This is a genomic window from Mesorhizobium sp. M0410, assembly GCF_040321435.1.
In the GTDB taxonomy this organism is placed as follows: Bacteria; Pseudomonadota; Alphaproteobacteria; order Rhizobiales; family Rhizobiaceae; genus Mesorhizobium.
On record NZ_JAMYRN010000034.1, the window covers coordinates 16232 to 38501 of the forward strand.

The 22270-nt window shown below is 62.4% G+C and carries 20 protein-coding genes and 1 pseudogene; 12 read left to right on the forward strand and 9 right to left on the reverse strand.

Translation table 11 applies throughout. The annotated features are described in order from the left end of the window. Positions 1-97: 97 nt before the first annotated feature. The 4 genes from fumC (at position 98) to NKI63_RS28670 (ending at position 3243) form a co-directional block, all read left to right on the forward strand. Complete coding sequence (fumC, locus tag NKI63_RS28655; protein ID WP_352479297.1) at positions 98-1495, forward strand: class II fumarate hydratase; 1398 nt, start codon at positions 98-100, stop codon at positions 1493-1495. 72 nt (positions 1496-1567) lie between these two features. Next, positions 1568-1918: a hypothetical protein gene (locus tag NKI63_RS28660; RefSeq protein ID WP_352508871.1), complete on the forward strand. Its 351-nt coding sequence runs from the start codon at positions 1568-1570 to the stop codon at positions 1916-1918. A gap of 358 nt (positions 1919-2276) precedes the next feature. Then, positions 2277-2711, forward strand: a complete 435-nt coding sequence (locus NKI63_RS28665) for a DoxX family protein (protein ID WP_352472646.1) — start codon at positions 2277-2279, stop codon at positions 2709-2711. Between the two features lie 118 nt (positions 2712-2829). Continuing rightward, positions 2830-3243 (forward strand): DoxX family protein, encoded by a 414-nt coding sequence (locus NKI63_RS28670; RefSeq protein WP_352508872.1) that lies wholly within the window; start codon positions 2830-2832, stop codon positions 3241-3243. 171 nt (positions 3244-3414) lie between these two features. Here the strand turns inward: NKI63_RS28670 and ppx are convergent, their stop codons facing one another. Together ppx and NKI63_RS28680 are read right to left on the reverse strand one after the other, a co-directional pair. After that, on the reverse strand, positions 3415-4947 hold the full coding sequence (gene ppx, locus NKI63_RS28675; protein WP_352508873.1) for an exopolyphosphatase: 1533 nt from the start codon (positions 4945-4947) through the stop codon (positions 3415-3417). Next, the gene (locus NKI63_RS28680) at positions 4947-7148 is read right to left on the reverse strand and encodes an RNA degradosome polyphosphate kinase (RefSeq protein ID WP_254820633.1); all 2202 of its coding nucleotides are present in this window, start codon (positions 7146-7148) and stop codon (positions 4947-4949) included. The genes ppx and NKI63_RS28680 overlap by 1 nt, the downstream gene beginning before the upstream one ends. Positions 7149-7297: 149 nt before the next feature. On the opposite strand from NKI63_RS28680, the gene NKI63_RS28685 reads away from it, so the two are divergent. Both NKI63_RS28685 and NKI63_RS28690 read left to right on the forward strand, forming a co-directional pair. Continuing rightward, entirely contained in the window at positions 7298-7543 is a 246-nt protein-coding gene (locus NKI63_RS28685; RefSeq protein ID WP_254820632.1) for a zinc-finger domain-containing protein, read from the forward strand. Between the two features lie 19 nt (positions 7544-7562). Then, positions 7563-8795: an FAD-dependent monooxygenase gene (locus NKI63_RS28690; protein ID WP_352508874.1), complete on the forward strand. Its 1233-nt coding sequence runs from the start codon at positions 7563-7565 to the stop codon at positions 8793-8795. A gap of 15 nt (positions 8796-8810) precedes the next feature. Here the strand turns inward: NKI63_RS28690 and NKI63_RS28695 are convergent, their stop codons facing one another. Beyond that, the gene (locus NKI63_RS28695) at positions 8811-9482 is read right to left on the reverse strand and encodes a TIGR02117 family protein (protein ID WP_352508875.1); all 672 of its coding nucleotides are present in this window, start codon (positions 9480-9482) and stop codon (positions 8811-8813) included. 104 nt (positions 9483-9586) lie between these two features. Here NKI63_RS28695 and NKI63_RS28700 point away from each other — a divergent pair, with 104 nt between their 5' ends. After that, a complete protein-coding gene (locus NKI63_RS28700; RefSeq protein ID WP_023719742.1) occupies positions 9587-9850 on the forward strand; it encodes a metal-sensing transcriptional repressor in 264 nt (87 codons plus the stop codon). A gap of 5 nt (positions 9851-9855) precedes the next feature. Further along, positions 9856-10809: pseudogene (locus NKI63_RS28705) on the forward strand (cation diffusion facilitator family transporter); the annotation flags it as partial. A gap of 94 nt (positions 10810-10903) precedes the next feature. On the opposite strand, the gene NKI63_RS28710 reads toward NKI63_RS28705, so the two are convergent. The 5 genes from NKI63_RS28710 to NKI63_RS28730 form a co-directional block, all read right to left on the reverse strand. Next, entirely contained in the window at positions 10904-12820 is a 1917-nt protein-coding gene (locus tag NKI63_RS28710) for a multicopper oxidase domain-containing protein (protein ID WP_352740304.1), read from the reverse strand. A 258-nt stretch (positions 12821-13078) separates the two neighbouring features. Beyond that, a complete protein-coding gene (locus NKI63_RS28715; protein ID WP_031212005.1) occupies positions 13079-13828 on the reverse strand; it encodes an amino acid ABC transporter ATP-binding protein in 750 nt (249 codons plus the stop codon). Between the two features lie 69 nt (positions 13829-13897). Next, positions 13898-15055 (reverse strand): amino acid ABC transporter permease, encoded by a 1158-nt coding sequence (locus NKI63_RS28720; protein ID WP_352824008.1) that lies wholly within the window; start codon positions 15053-15055, stop codon positions 13898-13900. Positions 15056-15059: 4 nt separating this feature from the next. Continuing rightward, positions 15060-16247 carry an amino acid ABC transporter permease gene (locus tag NKI63_RS28725; protein ID WP_352753267.1) on the reverse strand — a complete coding sequence of 396 codons (1188 nt, stop codon included), beginning with the start codon at positions 16245-16247 and terminating at the stop codon, positions 15060-15062. Positions 16248-16310: 63 nt separating this feature from the next. Continuing rightward, positions 16311-17339 carry an amino acid ABC transporter substrate-binding protein gene (locus tag NKI63_RS28730; RefSeq protein ID WP_352649730.1) on the reverse strand — a complete coding sequence of 343 codons (1029 nt, stop codon included), beginning with the start codon at positions 17337-17339 and terminating at the stop codon, positions 16311-16313. Between the two features lie 427 nt (positions 17340-17766). Here NKI63_RS28730 and NKI63_RS28735 point away from each other — a divergent pair, with 427 nt between their 5' ends. The 4 genes from NKI63_RS28735 (at position 17767) to NKI63_RS28750 (ending at position 20807) form a co-directional block, all read left to right on the forward strand. Further along, complete coding sequence (locus NKI63_RS28735) at positions 17767-18936, forward strand: cystathionine beta-lyase (RefSeq protein WP_352756566.1); 1170 nt, start codon at positions 17767-17769, stop codon at positions 18934-18936. A 244-nt stretch (positions 18937-19180) separates the two neighbouring features. Further along, positions 19181-19852, forward strand: coding sequence for an RNA polymerase sigma factor (locus NKI63_RS28740; protein ID WP_352753270.1), 672 nt, complete (start codon positions 19181-19183; stop codon positions 19850-19852). 104 nt (positions 19853-19956) lie between these two features. Beyond that, positions 19957-20481, forward strand: coding sequence for a DUF4142 domain-containing protein (locus tag NKI63_RS28745; protein ID WP_352753271.1), 525 nt, complete (start codon positions 19957-19959; stop codon positions 20479-20481). 14 nt (positions 20482-20495) lie between these two features. Further along, a complete protein-coding gene (locus tag NKI63_RS28750) occupies positions 20496-20807 on the forward strand; it encodes a cupredoxin domain-containing protein (RefSeq protein WP_352508883.1) in 312 nt (103 codons plus the stop codon). Positions 20808-20913: 106 nt separating this feature from the next. Here NKI63_RS28750 and NKI63_RS28755 read toward each other — a convergent pair whose 3' ends face one another. Further along, positions 20914-22134, reverse strand: a complete 1221-nt coding sequence (locus tag NKI63_RS28755; protein ID WP_352753272.1) for an anion transporter — start codon at positions 22132-22134, stop codon at positions 20914-20916. Positions 22135-22270: the final 136 nt, after the last annotated feature.

The following is a 22270-nucleotide window of genomic DNA, read 5'->3' on the forward strand; positions in this document are numbered from 1 at the left end:
CTTCAACCGATTTGCATCTCCATCGCCCGCAATCTCCGCTTGAAGGCGTTTGTGCAACGCGATACGCCGTTTGCAAATTGCAAACCGGAGAGACTGCGTGAGCGCGCCAGAGACCAGAACCGAAACCGACACGTTCGGTCCCATCGAGGTCGCCGCGGACCGCTATTGGGGCGCGCAGGCGCAGCGTTCGCTGGCCAATTTCAAGATCGGCTGGGAGAAGCAGCCGGCCTCGATCGTGCGGGCGCTGGGCATCGTCAAGCGGGCGGCCGCCGAAGCCAATATGGAGCTGAAGCGGCTCGATCCGGCGATCGGCAAGGCCATTATCGAGGCCTCCCAGGAGGTCATCGACGGCAAGCTGAACGACCATTTCCCGCTGGTCGTCTGGCAAACCGGCTCAGGCACCCAGTCCAACATGAACGCCAATGAGGTGATTTCCAACCGCGCGATCGAGCTTTTGGGCGGCGTCATGGGGTCGAAGAAGCCGGTGCATCCCAATGACCACGTCAACATGAGCCAGTCGTCGAACGACACCTATCCGACGGCCATGCACATCGCCTGCGCAGAGCGCATCATTCACGACCTGCTGCCGGCGCTAAGGCATTTGCATGCGGCACTCGACGCCAAAACCAGGGCTTTCGCCCACATCGTCAAGATCGGCCGCACCCACACGCAGGATGCGACGCCGCTGACGCTCGGCCAGGAATTCTCCGGCTATGCGGCGCAGGTCGCCTCGTCGATCAAGCGCATCGAAATGACCCTTCCCGGCCTGCAGGAATTGGCGCAAGGCGGCACCGCGGTCGGCACCGGCCTCAACGCGCCGGTCGGTTTTGCCGAAAAGGTGGCGGCGCGCATCGCCGCGATCACCGGCATCGATTTCGTCACCGCGCCGAACAAGTTCGAGGCCCTGGCCGCCCATGATTCCATGGTGTTCTCGCACGGCGCCATCAATGCCTGCGCGGCGGCGCTGTTCAAGATTGCCAACGACATCCGCCTGCTCGGCTCCGGCCCGCGTTCGGGCCTCGGCGAATTGTCGCTGCCGGAAAACGAACCGGGCTCGTCGATCATGCCTGGCAAGGTCAATCCGACCCAATGCGAGGCGATGACACAGGTTTGCGTGCAGGTGTTCGGCAACAATGCGGCGATCAGCTTCGCCGGCAGTCAGGGCCATTTCGAGCTCAACGTCTACAATCCGCTGATGGCCTATTGTTTCCTGCAATCGGTACAACTGCTGGCCGACGCTTCGGTGTCCTTCACCGACAATTGCGTCGTCGGCATCGAGGCCCGCGAAGACAACATCAAGGCGGCGCTCGACCGTTCGCTGATGCTGGTGACGGCGCTTGCGCCGACGATCGGCTACGACAACGCCGCCAAGATCGCCAAAGCGGCACATAAGAACGGCACCACGCTGCGCGAGGAAGCGCTGGCCACCGGGCTGGTCAGCGAAGCCGACTATGAGCGGCTGGTGCGGCCGGAGGACATGACGCATCCGGGCTAGGCGGCGTGGACAAATTTGAGCGGCCTGCAAATCGCTCGTTGTGTGATTTTCATGGCTTTGGTTAGATGAGGCATGCAAGCAGCCACACGCTCCTCTTGGAAAACGCTCCCCCTCCCAGCGCAGCAAGATCGGATAGATCTTGCATTGCTGTATTCGGACGCCGAAGGCGAGAAGATCAGGCTTGGGCACGTTCCGCGGGATATGGACGATAAGTGGTTCATATTTTTTGAGAATGGCTGGCTCTATTTTCATCGTTCGTGGACAGGAGCCTGCATCTATGGCGTCCGTCTCGAGGGTTCGCCGAATGGTATTCGTGTGACTGATGCATGGGTCAGCGGGGATAAAGAGTGGTACCAATCGCCCGGCCCTGAGCACGACGCACGTTTGATCCAGCAACTCATCTCCGGCCGCCTGCTGTCGTAAGGTCGACACGCACTGCCAAGCCTTGCGCAGCGGCTATTGACGACGTCTCACTGTATTGATTCAAGGCTGCTTTTGGAGGCGGACTTGAGCAGAGGCGATCTGACAGAGGCGGAATGGCGAATTCTGAAAGGATTGCTGCCGATCAACGGTCCATACCGCCACCGCCAGATACCGGCTAAAATTTGTCCACGCCGCCTAGGGTGTTGATATGCCTGGATCACAACATCCATGTTCATCGCGAAAACGTTACCTGGGTGAACAATCCGTAACCAATCTGACGTCTTTGGTGAACAGTCGACCTGCGCTAACTAGGCGGGTATCCCAAGCCGTTTGGCCAAACCCTTCTGGAGAGTTACGCATGTCCACCAATACGTCCACCAACACTTCGTTTGCCGGTTCCGGCACCGCCGCCGGCGCCTCGGGCACGATCCTGCTCGGCCGCATCCTGCTTTCTGTCATCTTCCTGCTTTCCGGTTTCGGCAAGCTGACGGCGATTGCCGGCACCGCCGGCTATTTCGGCAGCCTTGGCCTGCCGCTGCCGATGGTGACCGCCATTGTCGTCGGCCTTATCGAACTGCTTGGCGGCCTGGCCATCCTCGTCGGCTTCCAGACCAGGATCGTCGGCTGGGTAATGGCGATCTTCACCGTCGCCACCGCGCTGGTCGCCCACACCGGCTGGGCCGATCAAATGCAGATGATCAATTTCATGAAGAACCTCGGCATTGCCGGCGGCTTCCTCGTGCTCGCCTCCTCGGGCCCAGGCGCGTATTCGATCGACGCCAAGCGCGGCTGAAGCAGTCCAGCGTTCCTGAACAAAGGGGCGCGGAATTTTCCGCGCCCCTTTTTCGTTGTCGGTTCATATCCGCTGGCTGGAACTCTGCTAGGATCGGTCGCCGATATCGGAGGAGACCATGCCTCGCAATGCGCTGCTCTTGCTTTCCCGGCTGCTGCTCGCCGCGCTGTTCGTGCCGTCCGGCTTCCATGCGCTTGCCGACATCGCGGGCACATCAGGCTATTTCGCCGGCCTCGGCCTGCCGCTGCCGACGCTGGTGGCTTGGGCGACAGGCCTGTTCGAGTTGATCGCCGGGCTGCTCATCCTCGTCGGCTTCAAGACGCCGGTCGTGGCGCTGCTGCTCGCTGCCTTCTGCATCGCGGCGGGCTTCCTCGGTCATTATGGCCAGGGCGGCGACGATCCGACGCTGACCTTCATGCATTCACAGATGCTGATGAAGGACATCGCCATAGCAGGCGGTTTCCTGGCGCTGGCAATGGCTGGTGCGGGCGCCTGGTCGGCCGACGGGCGGCTGGTTGCAGCGAGCGCCTAAGCTGCCGCCCGGTTTATTCGGTGTTCAGAAAAACGAACTTTGCGAGACGGCTCACATTGACGGGCCAGCGAAGAGGACGAAGATCCCGGCAACCAACAGCTGCAGAACCTGCCTGGATTTCACGGCGTTTTCCTTCTTTCCTCAACGGTCGCGACGCGACAGCGCGGGCGTCTATTTGACAGACATGCCAGGCCCGCCCTCGACCGCCAGCACCAGCCGGCGGTTGGTGACCCTTGCCAGCTGTGCCAGCCGGCCGGCCGGCCGCTCGCCGTAAAGATCGGCCAGCGCTGCCGGCAGCACCAGCGCCAGTACGCCATTGCCGCGGTTTTCCCATTTCAGTCGCGGCATGACGCCGGGCATTGCCGCGCTCAGCAAATAGACGACGCGCAGCAGCGCGGCCAGCACGCGGGCGCGCTCGAGATAGCGCGGTGTCGCCAGCCCGCGGATTTCCGGAGCGGCTTCATTGAACACGCCCTCGTGGCGAAACAGGCTGACAAGCGCCAGGAAGGCGCGGCCGGGATGGTCGACGCCAATAAACGAGGCGTGAGCGATGATGTTGAGCGATTGCTTGCCGCGATATTCGGGATGGGCACGCCAGCCGATATCGGCGAGCAGGCAGGCGGCGTGGCGGTAGCGCGCCTCATCCCTGGTCTCGTCGATGCCGAAGGCGGCGAATGCCTTGCCGGTCCATTCGACAAGCTCATGCGCGTGGTCGACCGAGCGCGAGCGCAGGCGGGCAAGCTCTTCCGCAGCCGAGATCAGCGGATCGGCCTTCTGCTCGGCCTTGTCGAGCAGCGAATAGAGAAAGCCCTCGCGCACGCCCAGCGCCGACACGATGATCTTCGACGGCTGCATCGCCGCCATGATCTCCTGCAGCACGATGGCGCCATAGGGCAGCAGCGAGCGGCGGTTCTTGGAGATGCCCTCGATGCCTTTGATCTTGTCGATCTCGGCTTTGGCGGCCTGCCGGAGGAAGTTCGCGGCGCTTTCGATGCCGATCTCGTAGTGGTGCATGACGCCGAGCGGGTAGTTGGTCATTTCCATGTGCAGCCGGGCCAGGTTTCGCCAGGTGCCGCCGACTGTGTAGAAGGCCCTGCCCTGCCCGCCCTTCAGCAATTTCGCCCGCGCCAGTTGCTCGCGCGTGATCCTTGCCGCCTGGGCCAGCGAGTTCTTCGCCATGTCCTGCAGGCGCAAGCCGCCCAACGGCAGCGTGATGCCGTCACCGATCGTCACACCGTCGATATCGATCAGTTCGAGGCTGCCGCCACCAAGGTCGCCGGCGATGCCGTTGGCCGGATGGAAACCGGAGATGACGCCGAGTGCTGAATAATGAGCTTCCTCGCGGCCGCTCAGCACCTGGATCTCGGTCCTGAGCACATCCTCGGCGCGGTGGATGAAGTCGGGGCCGTTGACCGCCTCACGAGCGGCGGCGGTCGCCAGCACATACATGCGCTCGGCGCCGGCCTGGTCGGAGAGCGCGCGGAAGCGGCGGAACTCTTCCATCGAACGAGTCACCGCCTCGGGATCGAGCTTTCCGGTCGAAACGATGCCGCGGCCGAGGCCCGCCAGCATCTTTTCGTTGAACAGCAAGGTCGGCGAGCGCGCCAGCCCCTCATAGATCACAAGACGGATCGAGTTCGACCCGATATCGATGATGGACAGCGGTCGGCGGTCCTGGAGCCGGCCCTGGGACGCTGAAATCATCAGCCCGTCGCTGCGTTCTGTTTCTTGCGGCGTTTGAACTGCGCGATGCGCTTGGGCGCATGCGACTTCAACGCATCGCCCCGTCCGGACAGGCTCGGATTGGTCATGAAATATTCCTGCGCGTTGAACGGTTCCTCGCCCTCTTCCAGCACGACGCGCCGGGAGGTTCCATCAGCCAATACGTCGAAACTTTGCTGGTTGTCCATGATGTTGCCGAGCATGATCTGGCCGAGCACCTGCTCATGCACAGTTGGATTGGTGATCGGCACCATGGTCTCGACGCGGCGATCGAGATTCCGCGGCATCAAATCGGCCGAGGAGATATAGACGATCGCCCCGTCCGAGGGCAGGCCGTGGCCGTTGCCGAAGCAATAGATGCGGCTGTGCTCGAGGAAGCGGCCGACGATCGACTTCACCCTGATGTTCTCCGATAGGCCGGGCACCTGCGGTCTCAGGCAGCAGATGCCGCGCACGACGAGATCGATCTCGACGCCGGCGCGGCTGGCATCGTAGAGGGCATCGATGACGATCGGGTCGACCAAGGCGTTCATCTTCATCCAGATGCGGGCCGGTCTGCCCTCCAGCGCGTGGCTGATCTCATCCGAAATGTGCTGGAGGATGCGGTCGCGCAGCGTGAACGGCGAGATGGCCAGCCGCATCTGCTCGGCCGGCTCGGCATAGCCGGTGATGAAGTTGAACAACTGGGCGACATCGCGCGCGATTGTCGGGTCCGTGGTGAAGAAGGACAGATCGGTGTAGATGCGGGCGGTGACCGGGTGGTAGTTGCCGGTGCCGAGATGCACGTAATTGCGCAGCCTGCCGTCCTCGCGCCGCACGACCAGCGACATCTTTGCGTGGGTCTTCAGTTCGAGAAAGCCAAAGACGACCTGGACGCCGGCGCGCTCGAGGTCGCGCGCCCAGCGGATGTTGGCCTCCTCGTCGAAGCGCGCCTTGAGCTCGACCAGCGCCGTCACCGACTTGCCGGCTTCCGCCGCATCGACCAAAGCCCGTACGATCGGGCTGTCGTTGGAGGTGCGGTAGAGCGTCTGCTTGATCGCCACCACTTCCGGGTCGGCCATTGCCTGGCGCAGAAACTGCACCACCACGTCGAAGGATTCGTAAGGGTGGTGGACGATGATATCCTTCTCGCGGATCGCGGCAAAACAGTCGCCGCCATGCTCGCGGATGCGCTCGGGAAAGCGCGGATTGTAAGGCGTGAACTTCAGATCGTCGCGGGCGACGGCGACGATCTCCGAGATCTGGCTGAGCGCCAGCGGACCGGTGAGCACGCTGATCCGGCTGGCCGAGACGCCGAGCTCGCCGGCGACGAAATCGCGCAATTCGGCCGGCATCGACCTGTCGAACTCGATGCGGATGACCGAGCCGCGGCGTCGCCGCTTCAGCGCCGTCTCGAACAGCCGCACCAGATCCTCTGATTCTTCCTCGACCTCGATATCGCTGTCGCGGATGATGCGGAACGTGCCGGAGCCCTTGACCTCATAGCCGGGAAACAGCTTGCCGATATAGAGACTGACCGCCTCTTCGAGTGGAATGAAGCGGACATGATGCTTGCGATCCGGCAAACGGATGAAGCGCCTCAGCGCCACCGGCAGGCGCAAAAGCGCGCTCATTTCCTCGCCGTTCTTGCGGTGGCGCAATTGCAGCGCCATCGAGAAACCGAGGTTGGGAATGAACGGGAACGGATGCGCCGGGTCGATCGACAGCGGGGTCAGGACCGGAAATACCTGCTCCTGGAAATGGTCCTCGAGCCAGGTCTTCTCGTCCTTGGTCAGCGCATCGCGGGTGATGCTTTCGATGCCTTGTTTGTCGAGCAGCAGCATCAGCGCCGAAAGGCTGTTCTGCTGGTCCTCCTGCAGGCGCTCGACCTCGCGCAGCAATTGTTCGAGCTGCTGCTCGGGAGTGCGCCCATCCGGGCTCTTCAGCACGATGCCCTCGCGCACCTGGCCGGCAAGACCGGCGACGCGGACCATGAAGAACTCGTCGAGATTGGCTGCCGATATCGACAGGAAGCGAACGCGCTCGAGCAGCGGATGATTGGCGTTCAGCGATTCTTCGAGCACGCGCCGGTTGAATTGCAGCCAGGAAAACTCGCGGTTGACGAAGCGGTCGGGGTTGCCGCCTTCGCGGCTCGCCGCCTCGACGGTGATGAATTCGCTCTGCACCGGCTTCAGTTCGTTCATGGTTTCCGCTCTTCCCACACCGTTCGACGACCACAGCCTTAACCGGCTTAACTTATCCTCTGACAGGCTTTTGCGACAGTTTCATTTCATCGATCTTGCAAAGAGATGGGTTATGATCCAGATGCAATCGACAAGATCAGGAGACGACGATGGCAGGCGGTTCCATTCCCCATTTCCAGAACGATGCGGGCTATCCGGCAATCGACATCGGCGTCAAGGAATTCATGTGCACCGGCGCCAATCCGCCTTTCGACCACCCGCATGTATTTCTCGATATGGGCGACGACAATGAAAAAGTCTGCCCCTATTGCTCGACGCTCTATCGCTATTCGCCCAAGCTGAAGGCATTGGAAACGCAGCCGCCGGGCTGCCTCTATATCGACCAGGCCGCCTGATTCTTCCGCGACAAGCCTGATGCGAGAAACGCAGTCCCGGCAGGTGGTCATCGCCGGGGCGGGCGTCGCCGGACTGACCGTGGCACTGGCCTTCGCCGAGCGCGGCTATCGGACAAAACTGTTCGAACAGGCGCAGCACCTCGAGGCTGCCGGTGCCGGCATCCAGCTTTCACCCAACGCGACATGCATCCTTCGACAATTCGGCCTACTCGATCGGCTGCTGCCGACGGCGGTGCGGCCGGAGGCGGTCGTGCTGAAGGATGCCGTCACGCTGCGCGAGCTGGCGCGCGTACCGCTTGGCCAGGCGGCTGAAACGCGCTGGGGAGCACCCTATCTCGTCGCCCACCGCGCCGACCTGCAGTCAGCGCTGATGGCGCGGATAGCCGAGCGCTCCGAGGTCGAGCTTGTCACTGGTGCCCGCGTCGGCGGCGTCGCAACCGGACCGAATGGCATCACCGCAACAGTCGAGATTGCCGGCACGACCATCGAAGCCGAAGGATCGTTGCTGGTCGGAGCCGATGGCGTCTGGTCGTCGGTGCGAGAAACGCTCGCCCGCAAGGCGGCCGATTTCCGGAGAAGCCGCTTCTCGGGCGAGCTTGCCTGGCGCGCAACGGTGGCCGCGGACAGCCTCGCCGGACAAGCCTTCAGGGTGATCGGAGCGCCCGATTGCGTTACCGCATTCCTCTATCCAGGCTTCCATATGGTCGCCTATCCGGTCAGCCGTGGCGCGGTCTTCAACCTCGCGGCCTTCACCAAGGGCGAGCGCATCGCCGAGAACTGGTCGGGGCATGCCGACCCCGCCATCCTCGCCAACGCCATGCGCGGTACCGCGCCGGCGCTGGTCCGTCTGGCGAGCGAGGCCGCGCCATGGACGGCATGGCCGATCCATACCGTCGAGCAGCGGCGGTGGACGACGCCGGAGGGCATAGCGCTGATTGGCGATGCGGCGCATGCGATGACGCCGTTTGCCGCACAGGGAGCGGCGATGGCGATCGAAGACACGGTAACCCTTGCCGGTTTCGTTGCCAGCTCGCCTGCCGACCTCAGCAGCGCGCTTGTCGCCTGGGAACAGGCGCGGCGGCCGCGCGTATCCCAGGTCGCCCGCCGCGGCGCCCTCAACCGCCTCGCCTGGCATGCGGCCGGGCCGGTGGCGATGGCCCGCAACCTGTTCCTGGCGATGCGCTCACCCGAAAAACTCGCCGCTGATCTGGACTGGCTCTATGGCTGGCGGGCGGACGCTCGGCGGTCCTAAGTCATCGGAGCCTTGTCAATTGTAAAGCCGCATCGACAGGCTAAGCGAGGCCGGCAGCGGGTTCCACCAGCCGGTGCGCAGGCCGGCGGTGCGCAGTGCCGCCGCCGCCCAGGTGTTGCAGCCGACCAGCGCGTTGAAATGGCCATTGGCTTCGAAGAAACGATCGAAACGGGAGTAGGCCGCATCCTCGATCGGCATGGCCCCGTTCGGTCCCTGCTGAAAACTCGCTGCAATGAAATCGAGCAGCGCCGCAAAGCGTTCCTCACTTACGTCGAAGCCGGCGACGTCGGGATGCGGCTCGGCGATTTCGCCTGAAATGTCGACATGCATCACCGAGGCATCGACGGTCAGCGCCTTCATCACCGGCACTGCCTTCAGTTCCGACCAGGTCGGCGTCTCGAGATAGAAGGCGCGGCCGCCCCAGCCGAAGACGATGTAGCGGACCTCCGCCATGTCGGCCGGAATGCCGGCATCGACCAGGAAGTGGAAGCGCCGGCGCACATCGTCGTCGACCGGGATGGCGATGTCGGTGTGGATCGGATTTTTCAGCACCACGATGCGGTGGCTTGCGCCGATCGGATCGGCAGCGGCCGCCGGCCAGAGCGGGCGCGGCAGCAGCGTGCCCAGCGCCACCGCAAGGACTGCTGCAACGACCAGCAGGTCGAGAAAACGAGCAAGCTTCTTCATGGGGAAGGCATAGGCCAAGCAATGTTCAAGGTGAAGCCTCTCCGGAAATTGCACAGCTGACTTAGCGCTTGACGCGTATCCTCCCGGGGAGGATATGCAGAGGCATGTCAGATCACCTCCACGCTTCGCATCCTTCTATCATAAAGCGCCTGAAGCGCGCGCAAGGCCACCTCGCGGCGGTGCTGGCGATGATCGAGGCGCATCGCCCTTGCGTTGATCTGGCGCAGCAGCTTCATGCCGTCGAACGGGCCATCAGCAGCGCCAAGCGCGAGCTGATCAATGATCACATCGAGCATTGCCTGACGGACAGCGTCGAAACCGGCGGCAACTCGCTGGCGGAACTCAAGCAGCTGGCGAAATATCTATGAATGCCATCGTAGCCCGCATTCTGGAATGGCTCGGGTTCGGCTCGCACGCCGCACATCATCACGGCGATCACGGTCCGCACGGCCACAGCCATGGCGTCATCGATGCGACAATTGCCACCACCGATCGGGGCATCTGGGCAATCAAATGGTCGTTCGTGATCCTGGCGATCACCGCAGCATTGCAGATGGTCGTGGTTGTGCTGTCGGGGAGCGTGGCATTGCTGGCCGATACGATCCATAACATCGGCGATGCGACCACGGCGATCCCGCTATGGATTGCGTTCGTGCTGGCGCGGCGCAAGCCGTCGCGGACCTTCACCTATGGCTTGGGCCGGGTCGAGGATCTGGCCGGCATCATCATCGTGCTCATCATCCTGTTCAGCGCTGTAGTCGCCGCCTACCAAGCCATCGACAGGCTGATCAATCCACAAGCGGTGACGCACCTGGGCTGGCTGGCGGCGGCGGGCATTGTCGGCTTCCTCGGCAACGAGGCGGTTGCCGTGTTCCGTATCCGCGTCGGCCGCGAAATCAACAGCGCGGCACTGATTGCCGACGGCTATCACGCCCGCACCGACGGACTTACCAGCCTTGCCGTGGTCATCGGAGCCACCGGCGTCTGGCTTGGCTTTTCCTTGGCCGACCCGATTGTCGGCCTGCTGATCACGATTGCGATCTTCGGTATCGTCTGGCAATCGGCCCGCTCGGTGCTGACCCGCGTGCTGGATGGAATCGAACCCGGTGTGATGGATGAAATCCGACATGCCGCCGAGCACGTTCCGGGCGCACGCATTGTCGATGCCAAGGCGCGCTGGATCGGTCATAGATTGCACGCCGACATCGCAATTGCCGCAGACGAAACCCTGCCGCTGTCGGAAGCGAATAACATCGCGGCGGCGCTGAAGGACGAACTGTCCCAGCATATGCCGGCCTTGGCTACGGCGAATGTGCGGTTTTCAACCGAACGTGGAGAGAACGACCATCCTCACCCTCACGAGACGTGCATGACGAAAACCACGGCCACGAGCACTGAAGGTCCCTTTTAGACGGCTACGGTCAGGTGACATCGATGACGACCATCAGCCCGCCGCCGCCCTTCTCCTCGACATTGTTGTTCGTGGTGTGATGCGGGATGTGGCAATGGATCAGCCATTTGCCCGGACGCTGCGCCTTCCAGATCACGTCGTAGCGCTGACCCGGCCCGACATTGACCGTATCGGCAAGGAAACGACCGGGGGCAGGGATCGTTTCGCCGTCGCGGGCAACGACCTCGAACGGTCCGCCATGGATATGCATCGGATGGATGAAGCCGTTGTTGGTGCCGATGAGCCGCACCTTGAGCGTCTCGCCAACCTTCATCGGGATCGTCTCGGTCGAGGGATAGGCCTTGCCGTTGATGGTGAAGAAATTCGGCATGCCGCCGTCCATCGGCATCGACGGGTAGGTCAGCCCTTCTCGCACCAGCCATTCCTGAAGCTCGATGACGTAATCCTGGTCGGCCGCGACCTCGTCGGCGGGATTGGCGGGATCGATGATCAGCGCACCGTAGAGGCCGAGCGCCTGGGTTCGGTCCGGCTTGGCATGTGGGTGATAGAAATAGGTTCCGTGCTGGGTTGCGGTGAATTCGTATGAATAGGATTGCCCGGGCTCGATCGGCGCCTGCGTGATCTCGGCCGGTCCATCCATCTGGTTCGGCAAGATCATCCCGTGCCAATGGATGGTCGTTTCCTCAGGCAGGCCGTTGGTGACGTTGATCCTGACCCGATCGCCCTGGCGAACGTGAATTCGCGGACCAGGAATCTGGCCGTTATAGGCATAGGCGTCGACCGCAACGTCCGGCAGGATCTGCCAGCGGACCACTGAAGGCCTGAGCTCGAATACCTTGACGCCTTTCTCAACTCGAAACGGCAGGTCCTGGTCACCCCTTGTCGACAGACCATAAGAGGCGGCCACGAGGCGCGGATCGGTGGCGGCCATGTCGCGCATTGCGTCGGCCGGCGTGTCGCGATCCATGATCATGCCTCGCGGCATGATCACCCCGCCGACGTCGCGTGCCGACAGCGTCAGGTTCAGCCAGTTCGCCGGCGCGATCATGCCGATGCCGAGCGCCAGCAGGGAGACGGCACCTAGGGCAGCGACCTGCGGCGTCGTGGCATCTGTCTCCATGTGATGGCCGCCGCCTTTGCCTTTGTGGGAAGCCATATCGTGGCGCTGCCCGCGATGGCCGCTGGCGTCGGCCTGCTGCATTTGCATCTGCGCATGTTGCCTCGTGGCAGGCTGCTCCCGGCCATCGATGCCGGCTGCCTGCGCGCGCTGCGTCATCAGCCCATGCTTCAGCCCCCGGGCGACCAGCCAGACATTGGCCGGGTAGGCAAGCGCAAAGCCGGCGATGACGCCGATCGACATCACGCCCCAGAACAACAGCTCCGTCGGTTCCATCGCGCGCATGTCGCGGCCCATCATCAGGAAGCTCATGACCGGTGCCATGCCGGCCATCATGAAGTTCATGGAGATGAACTCGGGCAGGAAGCTCTTGCGCACGTTCTCCCAATAGGTGCCGCCCATCATCGATTTCATGAACAGCGATTGGAAGATGAACAGGCCGAAGGCAAAGCCGGCCAGATATTCGACAATCAGGTCGATCCACATCGGCAGGCCGAGCGCCGCCGTGACGGCGGCGGCAAGAATGATGCCGGTGGCATCGCCGGCGACGCAGTGGATGGTGGAGCCGACGCCCTGCTTCCAGAGCGGCCGGGTGAAGAGTTCATGCTCGCCGGGCCGGGGCTCCTTGTCGGCGAGCACGTAGAGCAGCAAGCCGAGCGGACCCATATAGAGGGTGACCAGAATGAAGCCCCATTTCATCACCACCGGCTCGGGATTGTTGCGATATTGGTCGAAGCCGACATAAAGCGTCGAAGCCAGCGCCAGCGCGAACCAGACGACGAGGAAATAATCGATCGGTTGGATGAGCATCAGGATGAACCCGTGACCTGCCGCCGCACGCGCCCACGCGGCTCGCTATACAACTCCCAATGGCAATGAACGCAGCCAGCGCGCTTATGATCCGCGCCGGCCTTAGTTACCAGGTTGCAACGTGACCACTCGAACGACCTGAAGCACGCTTGCTATCTTCTCGCGCAACGCAAGGTCAGCGCTCGTCGAATATGCTCGGAGCCGAGCGAGACAGAGAGGCTTGATCCGCCGCTCTTGTCCCGAACCCGGCGTACAGGATCAATGCAGGATCTGCGACAGGAACAGTTTCGTGCGCTCGTGGCGCGGGTGGTCGAAGAACTCGGCCGGCGTGTTCTGCTCGACGATCTGGCCTTGGTCCATGAAGATCACCCGGTTGGCGACTTTGCGCGCAAAGCCCATCTCGTGGGTGACGCAGAGCATGGTCATGCCTTCCTCCGCCAGCCCGACCATCGTCTCCAGCACTTCCTTGATCATTTCCGGATCGAGAGCCGAGGTCGGCTCGTCGAACAGCATGATCCGCGGGTTCATGCACAGCGAGCGGGCGATCGCCACGCGCTGTTGCTGGCCGCCGGAAAGCTGGCCGGGATATTTGTTGGCCTGTTCCGGGATCTTGACGCGCTTGAGGAAATGCATGGCGATTTCCTCGGCCTGTTTGCGCGGCATCTTGCGCACCCAGATCGGCGCCAGCGTGCAATTCTCCAGAATGGTCAGATGCGGGAACAGGTTGAAGTGCTGGAACACCATGCCAACCTCGCGGCGCACCTCGTCGATCTTCTTCAGATCGTTGGTCAGTTCCTTGCCGTCGACGATGATTTTGCCCTTCTGGTGTTCCTCCAGCCGGTTGATGCAGCGGATCATCGTCGATTTGCCGGAACCCGACGGGCCGCAGATGACGATCCGCTCGCCGCGCATCACCTTTAGATTGATGTCCTTCAGCACATGGAATTCGCCGTACCATTTGTGCATGGCGATGATGTCGATGGCGACATCGGTGGTGGAAATGTGCATCTTGGCGGCATTGACCTTGATCTCTTCCGCGCTGACGGCGTTTTCTATGGCCATGACAAGGTCCCCTTTTTAGCGTTTGTGGCCGGTGTCGAGACGGCGTTCCGTGTACATTGAATAGCGCGACATGCCGAAGCAGAACAGCCAGAAGATGAAAGCCGCGAACACCAGGCCGGATCTGGCCGTCTGCGGCGTCGCCCAACTGGCGTCGGAGAAGTTCTGCTTGACGATGCCGAGGAGGTCGAACATCGAGATGACGATGACCAGGCTGGTGTCCTTGAACATGCCGATGAAGGTGTTGACGATGCCGGGAATGACCAGCTTCAGCGCCTGCGGCATGACGACCAGACCTATCTTCTGCCAGTAGCTGAGGCCGAGCGAATCGGCGCCCTCATACTGGCCTTTGGGGATCGCCTGCAGGCCGCCGCGCACCACTTCGGCCATGTAGGCGGCGGCAAACAGCGACACGCCGATCAGCGCGCGCAGGAACTTGTCGAAGCTGACGCCGGCCGGCAGGAACAGCGGCAGCATCACGCTGGCAAAGAACAGCACCGTAATCAGCGGGATGCCGCGTACCGTCTCGATGAAGATCACGCACAGCAGCTTGACGATCGGCATGTTCGAGCGCCGGCCGAGCGCCAGCACGATGCCGACCGGCAGCGACACGGCTATGCCGACGAAGGACAGGCTGAGTGTCACCAGCAGTCCACCCCAGAGCGGGGTTTCGACATAGGGCAGGCCGAACATGCCGCCGACCAGCAGAACGAAGGCGACGACCGGCAGTACGAAAAAGAGAAGAATGGCGTTCAGCCCCTTGCGCGGTACGCGCGGAATGAGCAGCGGCACCAGCAGCGCCACGAACAGGATGGCCACCAGGATCGGGCGCCAACGCCCTTCCAGAGGATAGCGGCCGAACATGAACTGGCCGAACTTGGCGTTGACGAAGGCCCAGCAGGCCCCGGTCCAGCCGTCCGGCTGGATGCCGCCCTGCGCCACGGTGGCGCAGACCGTGCGGTCCGGTCCCGTCCACTGGGCGTTGATGAAAGCCCAATTGACGATCTGCGGCAGGATCATGGCAACCAGCACGATGCCGATGATGGTCAGGATGGCGTCGCCGGTCGATGCGATCAGATTCTTGCGGACCCAGGCGGTGAGGCCACGCTCGCTCGATGGCGCCGGTTGGGCCAGCGCCATCTCCGTCCGCACCCAGGACATGTCGTGTTCCTGCATGTCCCTACCTCTCCACCAGCGCCATCCTGGCGTTCACGACGTTCATAATCGCCGACGTGATCAGGCTGAGCGCGAGATAGACAGCCATCATGATCACCACGCCTTCAACCGCCTGCCCGGTCTGGTTCAAGACCGTGCCGGCAGTCGCTGTCAGGTCCGGATAGCCGATGGCGATGGCGAGCGAGGAATTCTTGGTCAGGTTGAGATACTGGCTAGTCAGCGGCGGAATAACGATGCGCATCGCCTGCGGCACGACGACAAGCCTGAGGATCGATCCCGAGCGCAGCCCGAGTGCCGCGGCCGCCTCGGTCTGGCCTGCGCTGACGCCCCTGATGCCGGCGCGCACGATTTCGGCGATAAAGGCGGCCGTATAGCAGGACAACGCCAGATAGAGGGACAGGAACTCGGGCCTGACCTGAAAACCACCGACGAGATTGAAGGTCGACTGCTTTGGAAATTCGAAGCTCAGCGGAAAGCCGCTCAGCGCGTAGGCCAGCAGCGGCAGGCCGACAATCAACGCTATGGATGTCCAGAACACCGGGAATGGCTGTCCCGTCGCCATCTGCCGCTGCCGCGCCTTGCGGGCCACGAACCAGGCCATGGCGATGCCGAGGAGCAGTGCGACCAGGATCAGCCAGGAGCCCTCGCCCAATATTGCGCGGGGAAAATAGAAGCCGCGCTGGTTGAGGAAGGAGCCGAACGGCAGATTGATGCTCTCGCGCGGCGGCGGCAGCACGGCGAGCACGCCGGAATACCAGAAGAAGATGACCAGCAGCGGGGGGATGTTGCGGAACACCTCGACATAAACGGTGCAGATCTTCCTGATCAGCCAGTTATGCGACAGCCGGCCGATGCCGACGATGAAACCGATGATGGTGGCGGTGATGATGCCGACGACGGCCACGATCACGGTGTTGATAAAGCCGACCAGGATGGCACGGAAATAGGTCGAATCCGATGAATAAGCGATGGCGCTTTCGCTGATGTCGAAACCGGCGCGGCCCTTGAGAAAGCCGAAGCCGGAAGCGATGTGCAGCCGCGTCAAATTGGCGATGACGTTGTGGGTAACCCACCAGACACCCGCTACCAGCAGGACGAGGACCAGCGCTTGAAAGAATATGCCGCGGACGCGCGGATCATTGATGAAGGAACCGCGGCTTGGCTCCTCGCGAAGAACTTCCTGCGATGCCATTCGACAGTCCCCTGGAAAGAGAGACCGGAAGGCAGACGATCTGCCTTCCGGATCCATTTTCGATCAGCGGATCGGCGGAGCGTACTGCAGGCCACCCTTGGTCCACAGCGCGTTGATGCCGCGGGCGATCTTCAGCGGGCTGCCGGAGCCGACATTGCGTTCGAACATCTCGCCGTAATTGCCGACGGCTTTGACGATGTTGACGACCCAGTCATTGGAGACGCCGAGATCGGTGCCGATCTTGGTGTCGGCTTCCTGGCCGAGCACGCGCTTGATCTCGGGATTGTCCGAGTTCTTCATCTCGTCAACATTGGCCTGGGTGATGCCCAGTTCCTCGGCGTTGAGCAGCGCGAAATAGGTCCACTTGACGATGTGGTACCACTGGTCGTCGCCCTGGCGCACGGCCGGCCCAAGCGGTTCCTTGGAGATGATCTCGGGCAGCACGACGTGGTCGGCCGGCGAGCTGAGCGTCAGGCGAATGCCGTAGAGACCCGACTGGTCGGTGGTGTAGACGTCGCAGCGGCCGGCGTCATAGGCGGCGTTAACCTCATCCAGCTTTTCGAAGACGACGGGGTTGTACTCCATCTTGTTCGACTTGAAATAGTCGGCAAGGTTGAGCTCGGTCGTGGTGCCGCTCTGCACACACACCGCCGCGCCCGAAAGCTGCAGTGCCGAATTCACGCCCGGAAGCTTCTTGGCGTTGATCATGAAGCCCTGACCGTCATAATAGGTGACGCCGACGAAGTTCAGGCCAAGCGCCGTGTCGCGGTTGATGGTCCAGGTGGTGTTGCGCGACAGGATGTCGACCTCGCCCGACTGCAGCGCGGTGAACCGCTCCTTGGCACTGAGCGGCGTGAACTTGACTTTGCTGCCATCGCCGAAGACGGCGGCCGCCACGGCGCGGCAGAAATCCACATCGATGCCTTTCCATTCACCCTTGTCGTCAGGCGCCGCGAAGCCAGCAAGACCCGTATTGGTGCCGCACTGGATGAAGCCTTTCGCCTTGACGTCGTCGAGCGTGCTCGCCGACGCAGCCGAAGCCGCGAATCCAAACGCGGCGGCGCCCAAAACGCCGATTGCAATGTGTTTCATGACCCACAGACCCTTTTCTGTTTTTTCCAGGCGAACCTGACTTTTTCCCGTGTGAACGCAGCTATGTAATCCCGGCCCATCACCGGAATCGCGCATCGTAACCGACGCGCTGCCTCCCATTCACGAACAACATCGAAGGCGATTATTCCTGTGAGGTCAAGGGAAATGACCAAATCCGAAAGACTTTGAAAACCAACCGCCTGAAATGCCTGAATTGCAGACAAACGCGCTCGCAAATTGGTCAGCGCGCCAATTAAGCCGGCAAAGTCCGACCGTGACTTGCCAAGCGCACCTGGCAGCCGTTCAGAGGATCTACGGCGCATTGCTGAATTGGCATATTCAAGACCTTGGCCTGGCGAGGGCGGTGCGGTTGCGCGGCCAATGCCGCCGCACTATGGCTAACGACCAACCCATGGGACGAAAAGCAATGGCAAAAGACGGCAGCGAGATGGGCGTCAACACGCGGCTCGCCCATTCCGGCAACAACCCGCATGACTATTTCGGCTTCGTCAATCCGCCGGTGGTGCATGCCTCGACCGTGCTCTATCCCAATGCGGCGGCGATGGCTTCACGCAGCCAGAGATACACCTACGGCACGCGCGGCACGCCGACCACCGATGCGCTGAACAGCGCGATCGATGCGCTGGAAGGTTCGGCAGGCACGGTCGCGGTACCGTCCGGCCTGGCGGCGGTGACGCTGCCGCTGCTCGCCTTCCTGTCGGCCGGCGATCATCTGCTGATCGTCGATTCCGTTTATCATCCGACCCGCAACTTCGCCGACACGATGCTGAAGCGGCTGGGCATCGAGGTCGAGTATTACGAACCGCGCATCGGCGCCGGCATCGCGGCGCTGATCAAGCCCAACACGAAGGTGGTGTTCACCGAATCGCCGGCCTCCAACACTTTCGAGGTGCAGGACATACCGGCCATCGCCAAGGCAGCACATGCCGCCGGCGCCATCGTCATGATGGACAACACCTGGGCGACGCCGCTCTACTTCCGCCCGCTCGACCACGGCGTCGACATCTCCATCCACGCGGCGACGAAATACCCGGCCGGCCATTCCGACGTGCTGCTCGGCACGGTGTCGGCCAATGCAGCTTGCTGGAATCAGCTTTGCGAGACGTTCAACACGATGGGCTGCTGCGCCGGACCGGACGACGTCTACCAGGTGCTGCGCGGCCTGCGCACGATGGGCGTGCGGCTGGAGCATCATCAAAAGAGCGCGCTTTCCCTCGCCGGCTGGTTGGAGGGTCAGCCCGGCGTAGCGCAGGTGCTGCATCCGGGGCTGCCCAGTCATCCCGACCACGCTATGTGGAAGCGCGATTTTTGCGGATCGAGCGGCATCTTCTCGATCGTTCTCGCGGGCGGCGGACAGAAGCAGCAGCACGCCTTCCTCGACGCGTTGAAGTTTTTCGGTCTCGGCTATTCCTGGGGCGGCTATGAGAGCCTTGCCGTGCCGGTATTCCTTGGCGACCGCACAATCGCCAAGGGCCCGTATGACGGGCCGCTGGTGCGCCTGCAGATCGGGCTCGAGGATGTCGAGGATTTGAAGGCCGACCTGGCGCGCGGGCTGGCGGCGGCCGCTGATGCCTGAGCCAGCACCTTTCCAGACTGAGTCAGAAAATCGGCGTAACAGCCTGGAAAAATTGCGATCCTGAGCGATATCACGGCGACCGATCGGTCGACTCTACAAAACAGGGGCGGCAGTGTGGTGAAGGCGGTAGAATAGCCTCTGCTGGCGCTTGAAACGGATCGAGGCTGGCCGGCGGAATCGGTCGGGAACCTTTTGTCGGCCGATGCATCCAATGTCCGATGAGAAGCCTATCAGGAGATCGGCCATGCCTGCTGCGTTGACGGCGACGCCCGCCGCTTCCGGCGATATGCAGCTTGTCGGCCGCGCGCTGGCACGTGATGGCGATGCATTCCGCACCATCATCAAGACGCACAACCAAAGGCTCTACCGCATCGCCCGCGGCGTTGTGCGGAACGACAGCGAGGCCGAGGACATCGTCCAGGAGGCGTATGTCAGCGCCTTTGCCCATCTCGAGTCCTTTCGCGGCGATGCCTCGCTCGCCACATGGCTGTCGCGTATCGTCATCAACGAAGCCCTCGGCCGCTTGCGCAAAAGGCGGCGAATGGTAGCGATGCCTGAAAACCCGCAAGCCGAAATCATCCGGTTTCCCCTCAACCCGAGCGACGATCCGGAGCGGACGATGGCGCAACGGCAGATCCTTGAGCTTGTCGAACGGGCAACCGACAGTCTTCCCGATGTCTACCGGATGGTGTTCGTGGCGCGCGTCATCAAGGGATTGAGCATCGAGGAGACCGCCGAACTGCTTGGCGTGCGACCAGAAACCATCAAGACGCGGCTGCACCGCGCCCGCGCGCTGGTGCGCAAGGCGCTGGACGACCAGATCGGCCCGGTGCTGCTCGACGCCTTTCCGTTCGCGGGCCGGCGCTGCGAACGGCTGACCAATGCCGTGATGCAGCGGCTTGGTCTTTCCGGATAGGCCGCGGCGATTTTCGCGGGAACGTTTTCCCGTGACCTGCATCCAATGAGCATCACTGAAAACGAAGCCCGATGCAGTTCCGCGTCGGGGCGAAGGAGAGCATCATGTTTATTCGATCGACCACGGCACTGGCCGCAATTTTCCTGCTTGGCGCGGCGCCCTCGTCGCAAGCTGCCGACAAACCGACCGACCCGCAGATCGCACATATCGCCTACACAGCGGGCGTGCTTGACGTCGAGGCGGCCAAGCAGGCGCTGAAGAAATCCAAGAACAAGGAAGTCGTGGATTTCGCCAAGGACATGGTGCGAGATCACGAGGCGGTCAACAAACAGGCTCTCCACCTGGTCAAGAAGCTCAAGGTCACGCCTGAGGATAATCCGACCAGCAAAGCGCTGACCAAGGCGGCGGCCGAGGAACGTGCCAAGCTTGCCAAGCTCAAGGGCGCAGCGTTCGACAAGGCCTATGTCGCCAGCGAGGTGGCCTACCACAAGCAGGTCAATGGCGCGCTCGAAACTCTGCTGATCCCGTCCGCCAGCAATGCCGAGCTGAAGAGCCTGCTGGAAACCGGCCTGAAAATATTCCAGGGCCACGAACAGCACGCCGAACACGTCGCCGGCATGCTGAAGTGAGGATCGAGCCAATGATGTCGCGGCGGCATCTGTGGGTTGCTCTGGCATTGGCCATGGGTGCCGCGCCGGCCAAGGCCGAAACCATCGAGGTGACGATCGAGAAGCTTGTGTTTTCGCCGGCGAAGATCGAGGCGAAGGTCGGCGACACGATCAGGTGGGTAAACAAGGACGTGTTCGCCCACACGGCAACCGTCAACGGCGCCTGGGAAGTGATGATCCCGCCGAAGAAGGCGGCGAGCCTGACGGTGAAGAAGGCGGAATCGGTCGATTATTTCTGCCGCTTCCATCCCAACATGAAAGGCCATCTGACGGTGACATCGCCCTGACCGGCTAATGCATGCCGCGCAAAAGTGTGCAGCGGTTTTGCGATAACGACATGATGAAAAAGAGCCTAGTGCGCGCCGCATGAGGTCGGTCGAATGCGACGCGCTTCTAGGCCGCCAGCCATGCCGTCCCGGCAAGAAGGGTGACCAGCGTCAACGGCAGGCCGACCTTGAAGAAGGCGATGAAGCCCAGCGGTTTGCCGGAGACCCGCGCGTGCTCGGCAACGATCAGATTGGCGACCGAGCCGAGCAACGTGAAATTGCCGGCCAGCGTCGAGCTCATGGCGACGACCAGCCAGGCCCGCTCGGGATTTTCCAGTCCGGGCACGAACGGCTTCAGCGCCAGCACGGCCGGGACATTGCTCATGATGTTGGACAGCACCGCGGTGAAGCCGGACAGCCGCCACACATCATTCAGCCCTAGGTCCTTTGCCGAAGCGACGATGTCGGGCGTAAGCAGCGTCTTCTCGGCTCCGGCGACGACGATGAACAGCCCGGCGAACATGAACAGCAGCGGCCCATCGATCTCGCGATAGATGCGCTCAGGTTTGATGGCGCGGGTCAGCAACAGAATCGCGCCGCCGATCAGCGCCGCCTTGGCAACCGGAACGCCGGCAAAGAAGGCGATGGCCAAACCGATACAGACGACCACCGCCTTCAGCACCTGTCCCGGCAGCATGCGGCCTCGGTAGACTTCGGGGCTGAGCTCGGCCTTGCGCGAAAATTCGGCATGGTAGACGATGCGAATGATGACGATGACGGCGACGAGGCCGAACAGGGCCACCGGCGCAAGCGCCGCCGAGAAGGCCGGATAGGAAATCCCCGACAGGGCGCCGATGACCATGTTCTGCGGATTGCCGGTGATGGTCGCGACACTGCCGCAATTGGATGCGGTCGCCGTGGCGATCAGGTAGGGAACCGGGTTGCGGTTGATGACGCGGGTGACATGGACGACGATCGGCGCCATGACCAGGCAGATAGCGTCGTTGACGAGGAATGCCGACAGGACGCCGGTCAACAGCGTCACCATCACCAGCAGCATGAACGGCGCATGCGCATGCTCGATGGCGAACCCGCCGAGCGCGCGGAAGGCGCCGGACACTTTCAGATGCGCCACGACGATCATCATGCCGAGCAGAAGCGTGATGGTGTCGAAGCTGATGGCGCGGTAGGCGTCTTCCATGTCGAGCGCGCCGATGGCGATCATCGCCGCGCCGCCGAGCAGTGCTATCCCTGCCCGGTCGAGGCGCAGCCCGGGTACCCTGCCGACAGCAACGCCGGCATAAGTCAGGACAAGGATCAGCAGCGCCGCCGCGCTCATCGCTGTCATGTGTTGGAAATCCTGTGCGACTGGCGAGTGAACCTGTCCGGAATGGACCTGTGAGCGGCCCGAGACATAGGTGACGATTTGTACCGGACACATAGGTAACACTTTTCGGTTTTTGCCGGGAGGTGTTGATGCCGTG

Excerpts from the sequence above, each read along its gene's own strand:
- NKI63_RS28660 (WP_352508871.1), top strand. The coding sequence starts at position 1,568 with ATGCAAGCAGCCACACGCTCCTCTTGGAAAACGCTCCCCCTCCCAGCG.
- NKI63_RS28665 (WP_352472646.1), top strand. The coding sequence starts at position 2,277 with ATGTCCACCAATACGTCCACCAACACTTCGTTTGCCGGTTCCGGCACC.
- NKI63_RS28670 (WP_352508872.1), top strand. The coding sequence starts at position 2,830 with ATGCCTCGCAATGCGCTGCTCTTGCTTTCCCGGCTGCTGCTCGCCGCG.
- ppx (WP_352508873.1), bottom strand. The coding sequence starts at position 4,947 with ATGATTTCAGCGTCCCAGGGCCGGCTCCAGGACCGCCGACCGCTGTCC.
- NKI63_RS28680 (WP_254820633.1), bottom strand. The coding sequence starts at position 7,148 with ATGAACGAACTGAAGCCGGTGCAGAGCGAATTCATCACCGTCGAGGCG.
- NKI63_RS28685 (WP_254820632.1), top strand. The coding sequence starts at position 7,298 with ATGGCAGGCGGTTCCATTCCCCATTTCCAGAACGATGCGGGCTATCCG.
- NKI63_RS28690 (WP_352508874.1), top strand. The coding sequence starts at position 7,563 with ATGCGAGAAACGCAGTCCCGGCAGGTGGTCATCGCCGGGGCGGGCGTC.
- NKI63_RS28695 (WP_352508875.1), bottom strand. The coding sequence starts at position 9,482 with ATGAAGAAGCTTGCTCGTTTTCTCGACCTGCTGGTCGTTGCAGCAGTC.
- NKI63_RS28700 (WP_023719742.1), top strand. The coding sequence starts at position 9,587 with ATGTCAGATCACCTCCACGCTTCGCATCCTTCTATCATAAAGCGCCTG.
- NKI63_RS28710 (WP_352740304.1), bottom strand. The coding sequence starts at position 12,820 with ATGCTCATCCAACCGATCGATTATTTCCTCGTCGTCTGGTTCGCGCTG.
- NKI63_RS28715 (WP_031212005.1), bottom strand. The coding sequence starts at position 13,828 with ATGCACATTTCCACCACCGATGTCGCCATCGACATCATCGCCATGCAC.
- NKI63_RS28720 (WP_352824008.1), bottom strand. The coding sequence starts at position 15,055 with ATGCAGGAACACGACATGTCCTGGGTGCGGACGGAGATGGCGCTGGCC.
- NKI63_RS28725 (WP_352753267.1), bottom strand. The coding sequence starts at position 16,247 with ATGGCATCGCAGGAAGTTCTTCGCGAGGAGCCAAGCCGCGGTTCCTTC.
- NKI63_RS28730 (WP_352649730.1), bottom strand. The coding sequence starts at position 17,339 with ATGAAACACATTGCAATCGGCGTTTTGGGCGCCGCCGCGTTTGGATTC.
- NKI63_RS28735 (WP_352756566.1), top strand. The coding sequence starts at position 17,767 with ATGGCAAAAGACGGCAGCGAGATGGGCGTCAACACGCGGCTCGCCCAT.
- NKI63_RS28740 (WP_352753270.1), top strand. The coding sequence starts at position 19,181 with ATGCCTGCTGCGTTGACGGCGACGCCCGCCGCTTCCGGCGATATGCAG.
- NKI63_RS28745 (WP_352753271.1), top strand. The coding sequence starts at position 19,957 with ATGTTTATTCGATCGACCACGGCACTGGCCGCAATTTTCCTGCTTGGC.
- NKI63_RS28750 (WP_352508883.1), top strand. The coding sequence starts at position 20,496 with ATGTCGCGGCGGCATCTGTGGGTTGCTCTGGCATTGGCCATGGGTGCC.
- NKI63_RS28755 (WP_352753272.1), bottom strand. The coding sequence starts at position 22,134 with ATGACAGCGATGAGCGCGGCGGCGCTGCTGATCCTTGTCCTGACTTAT.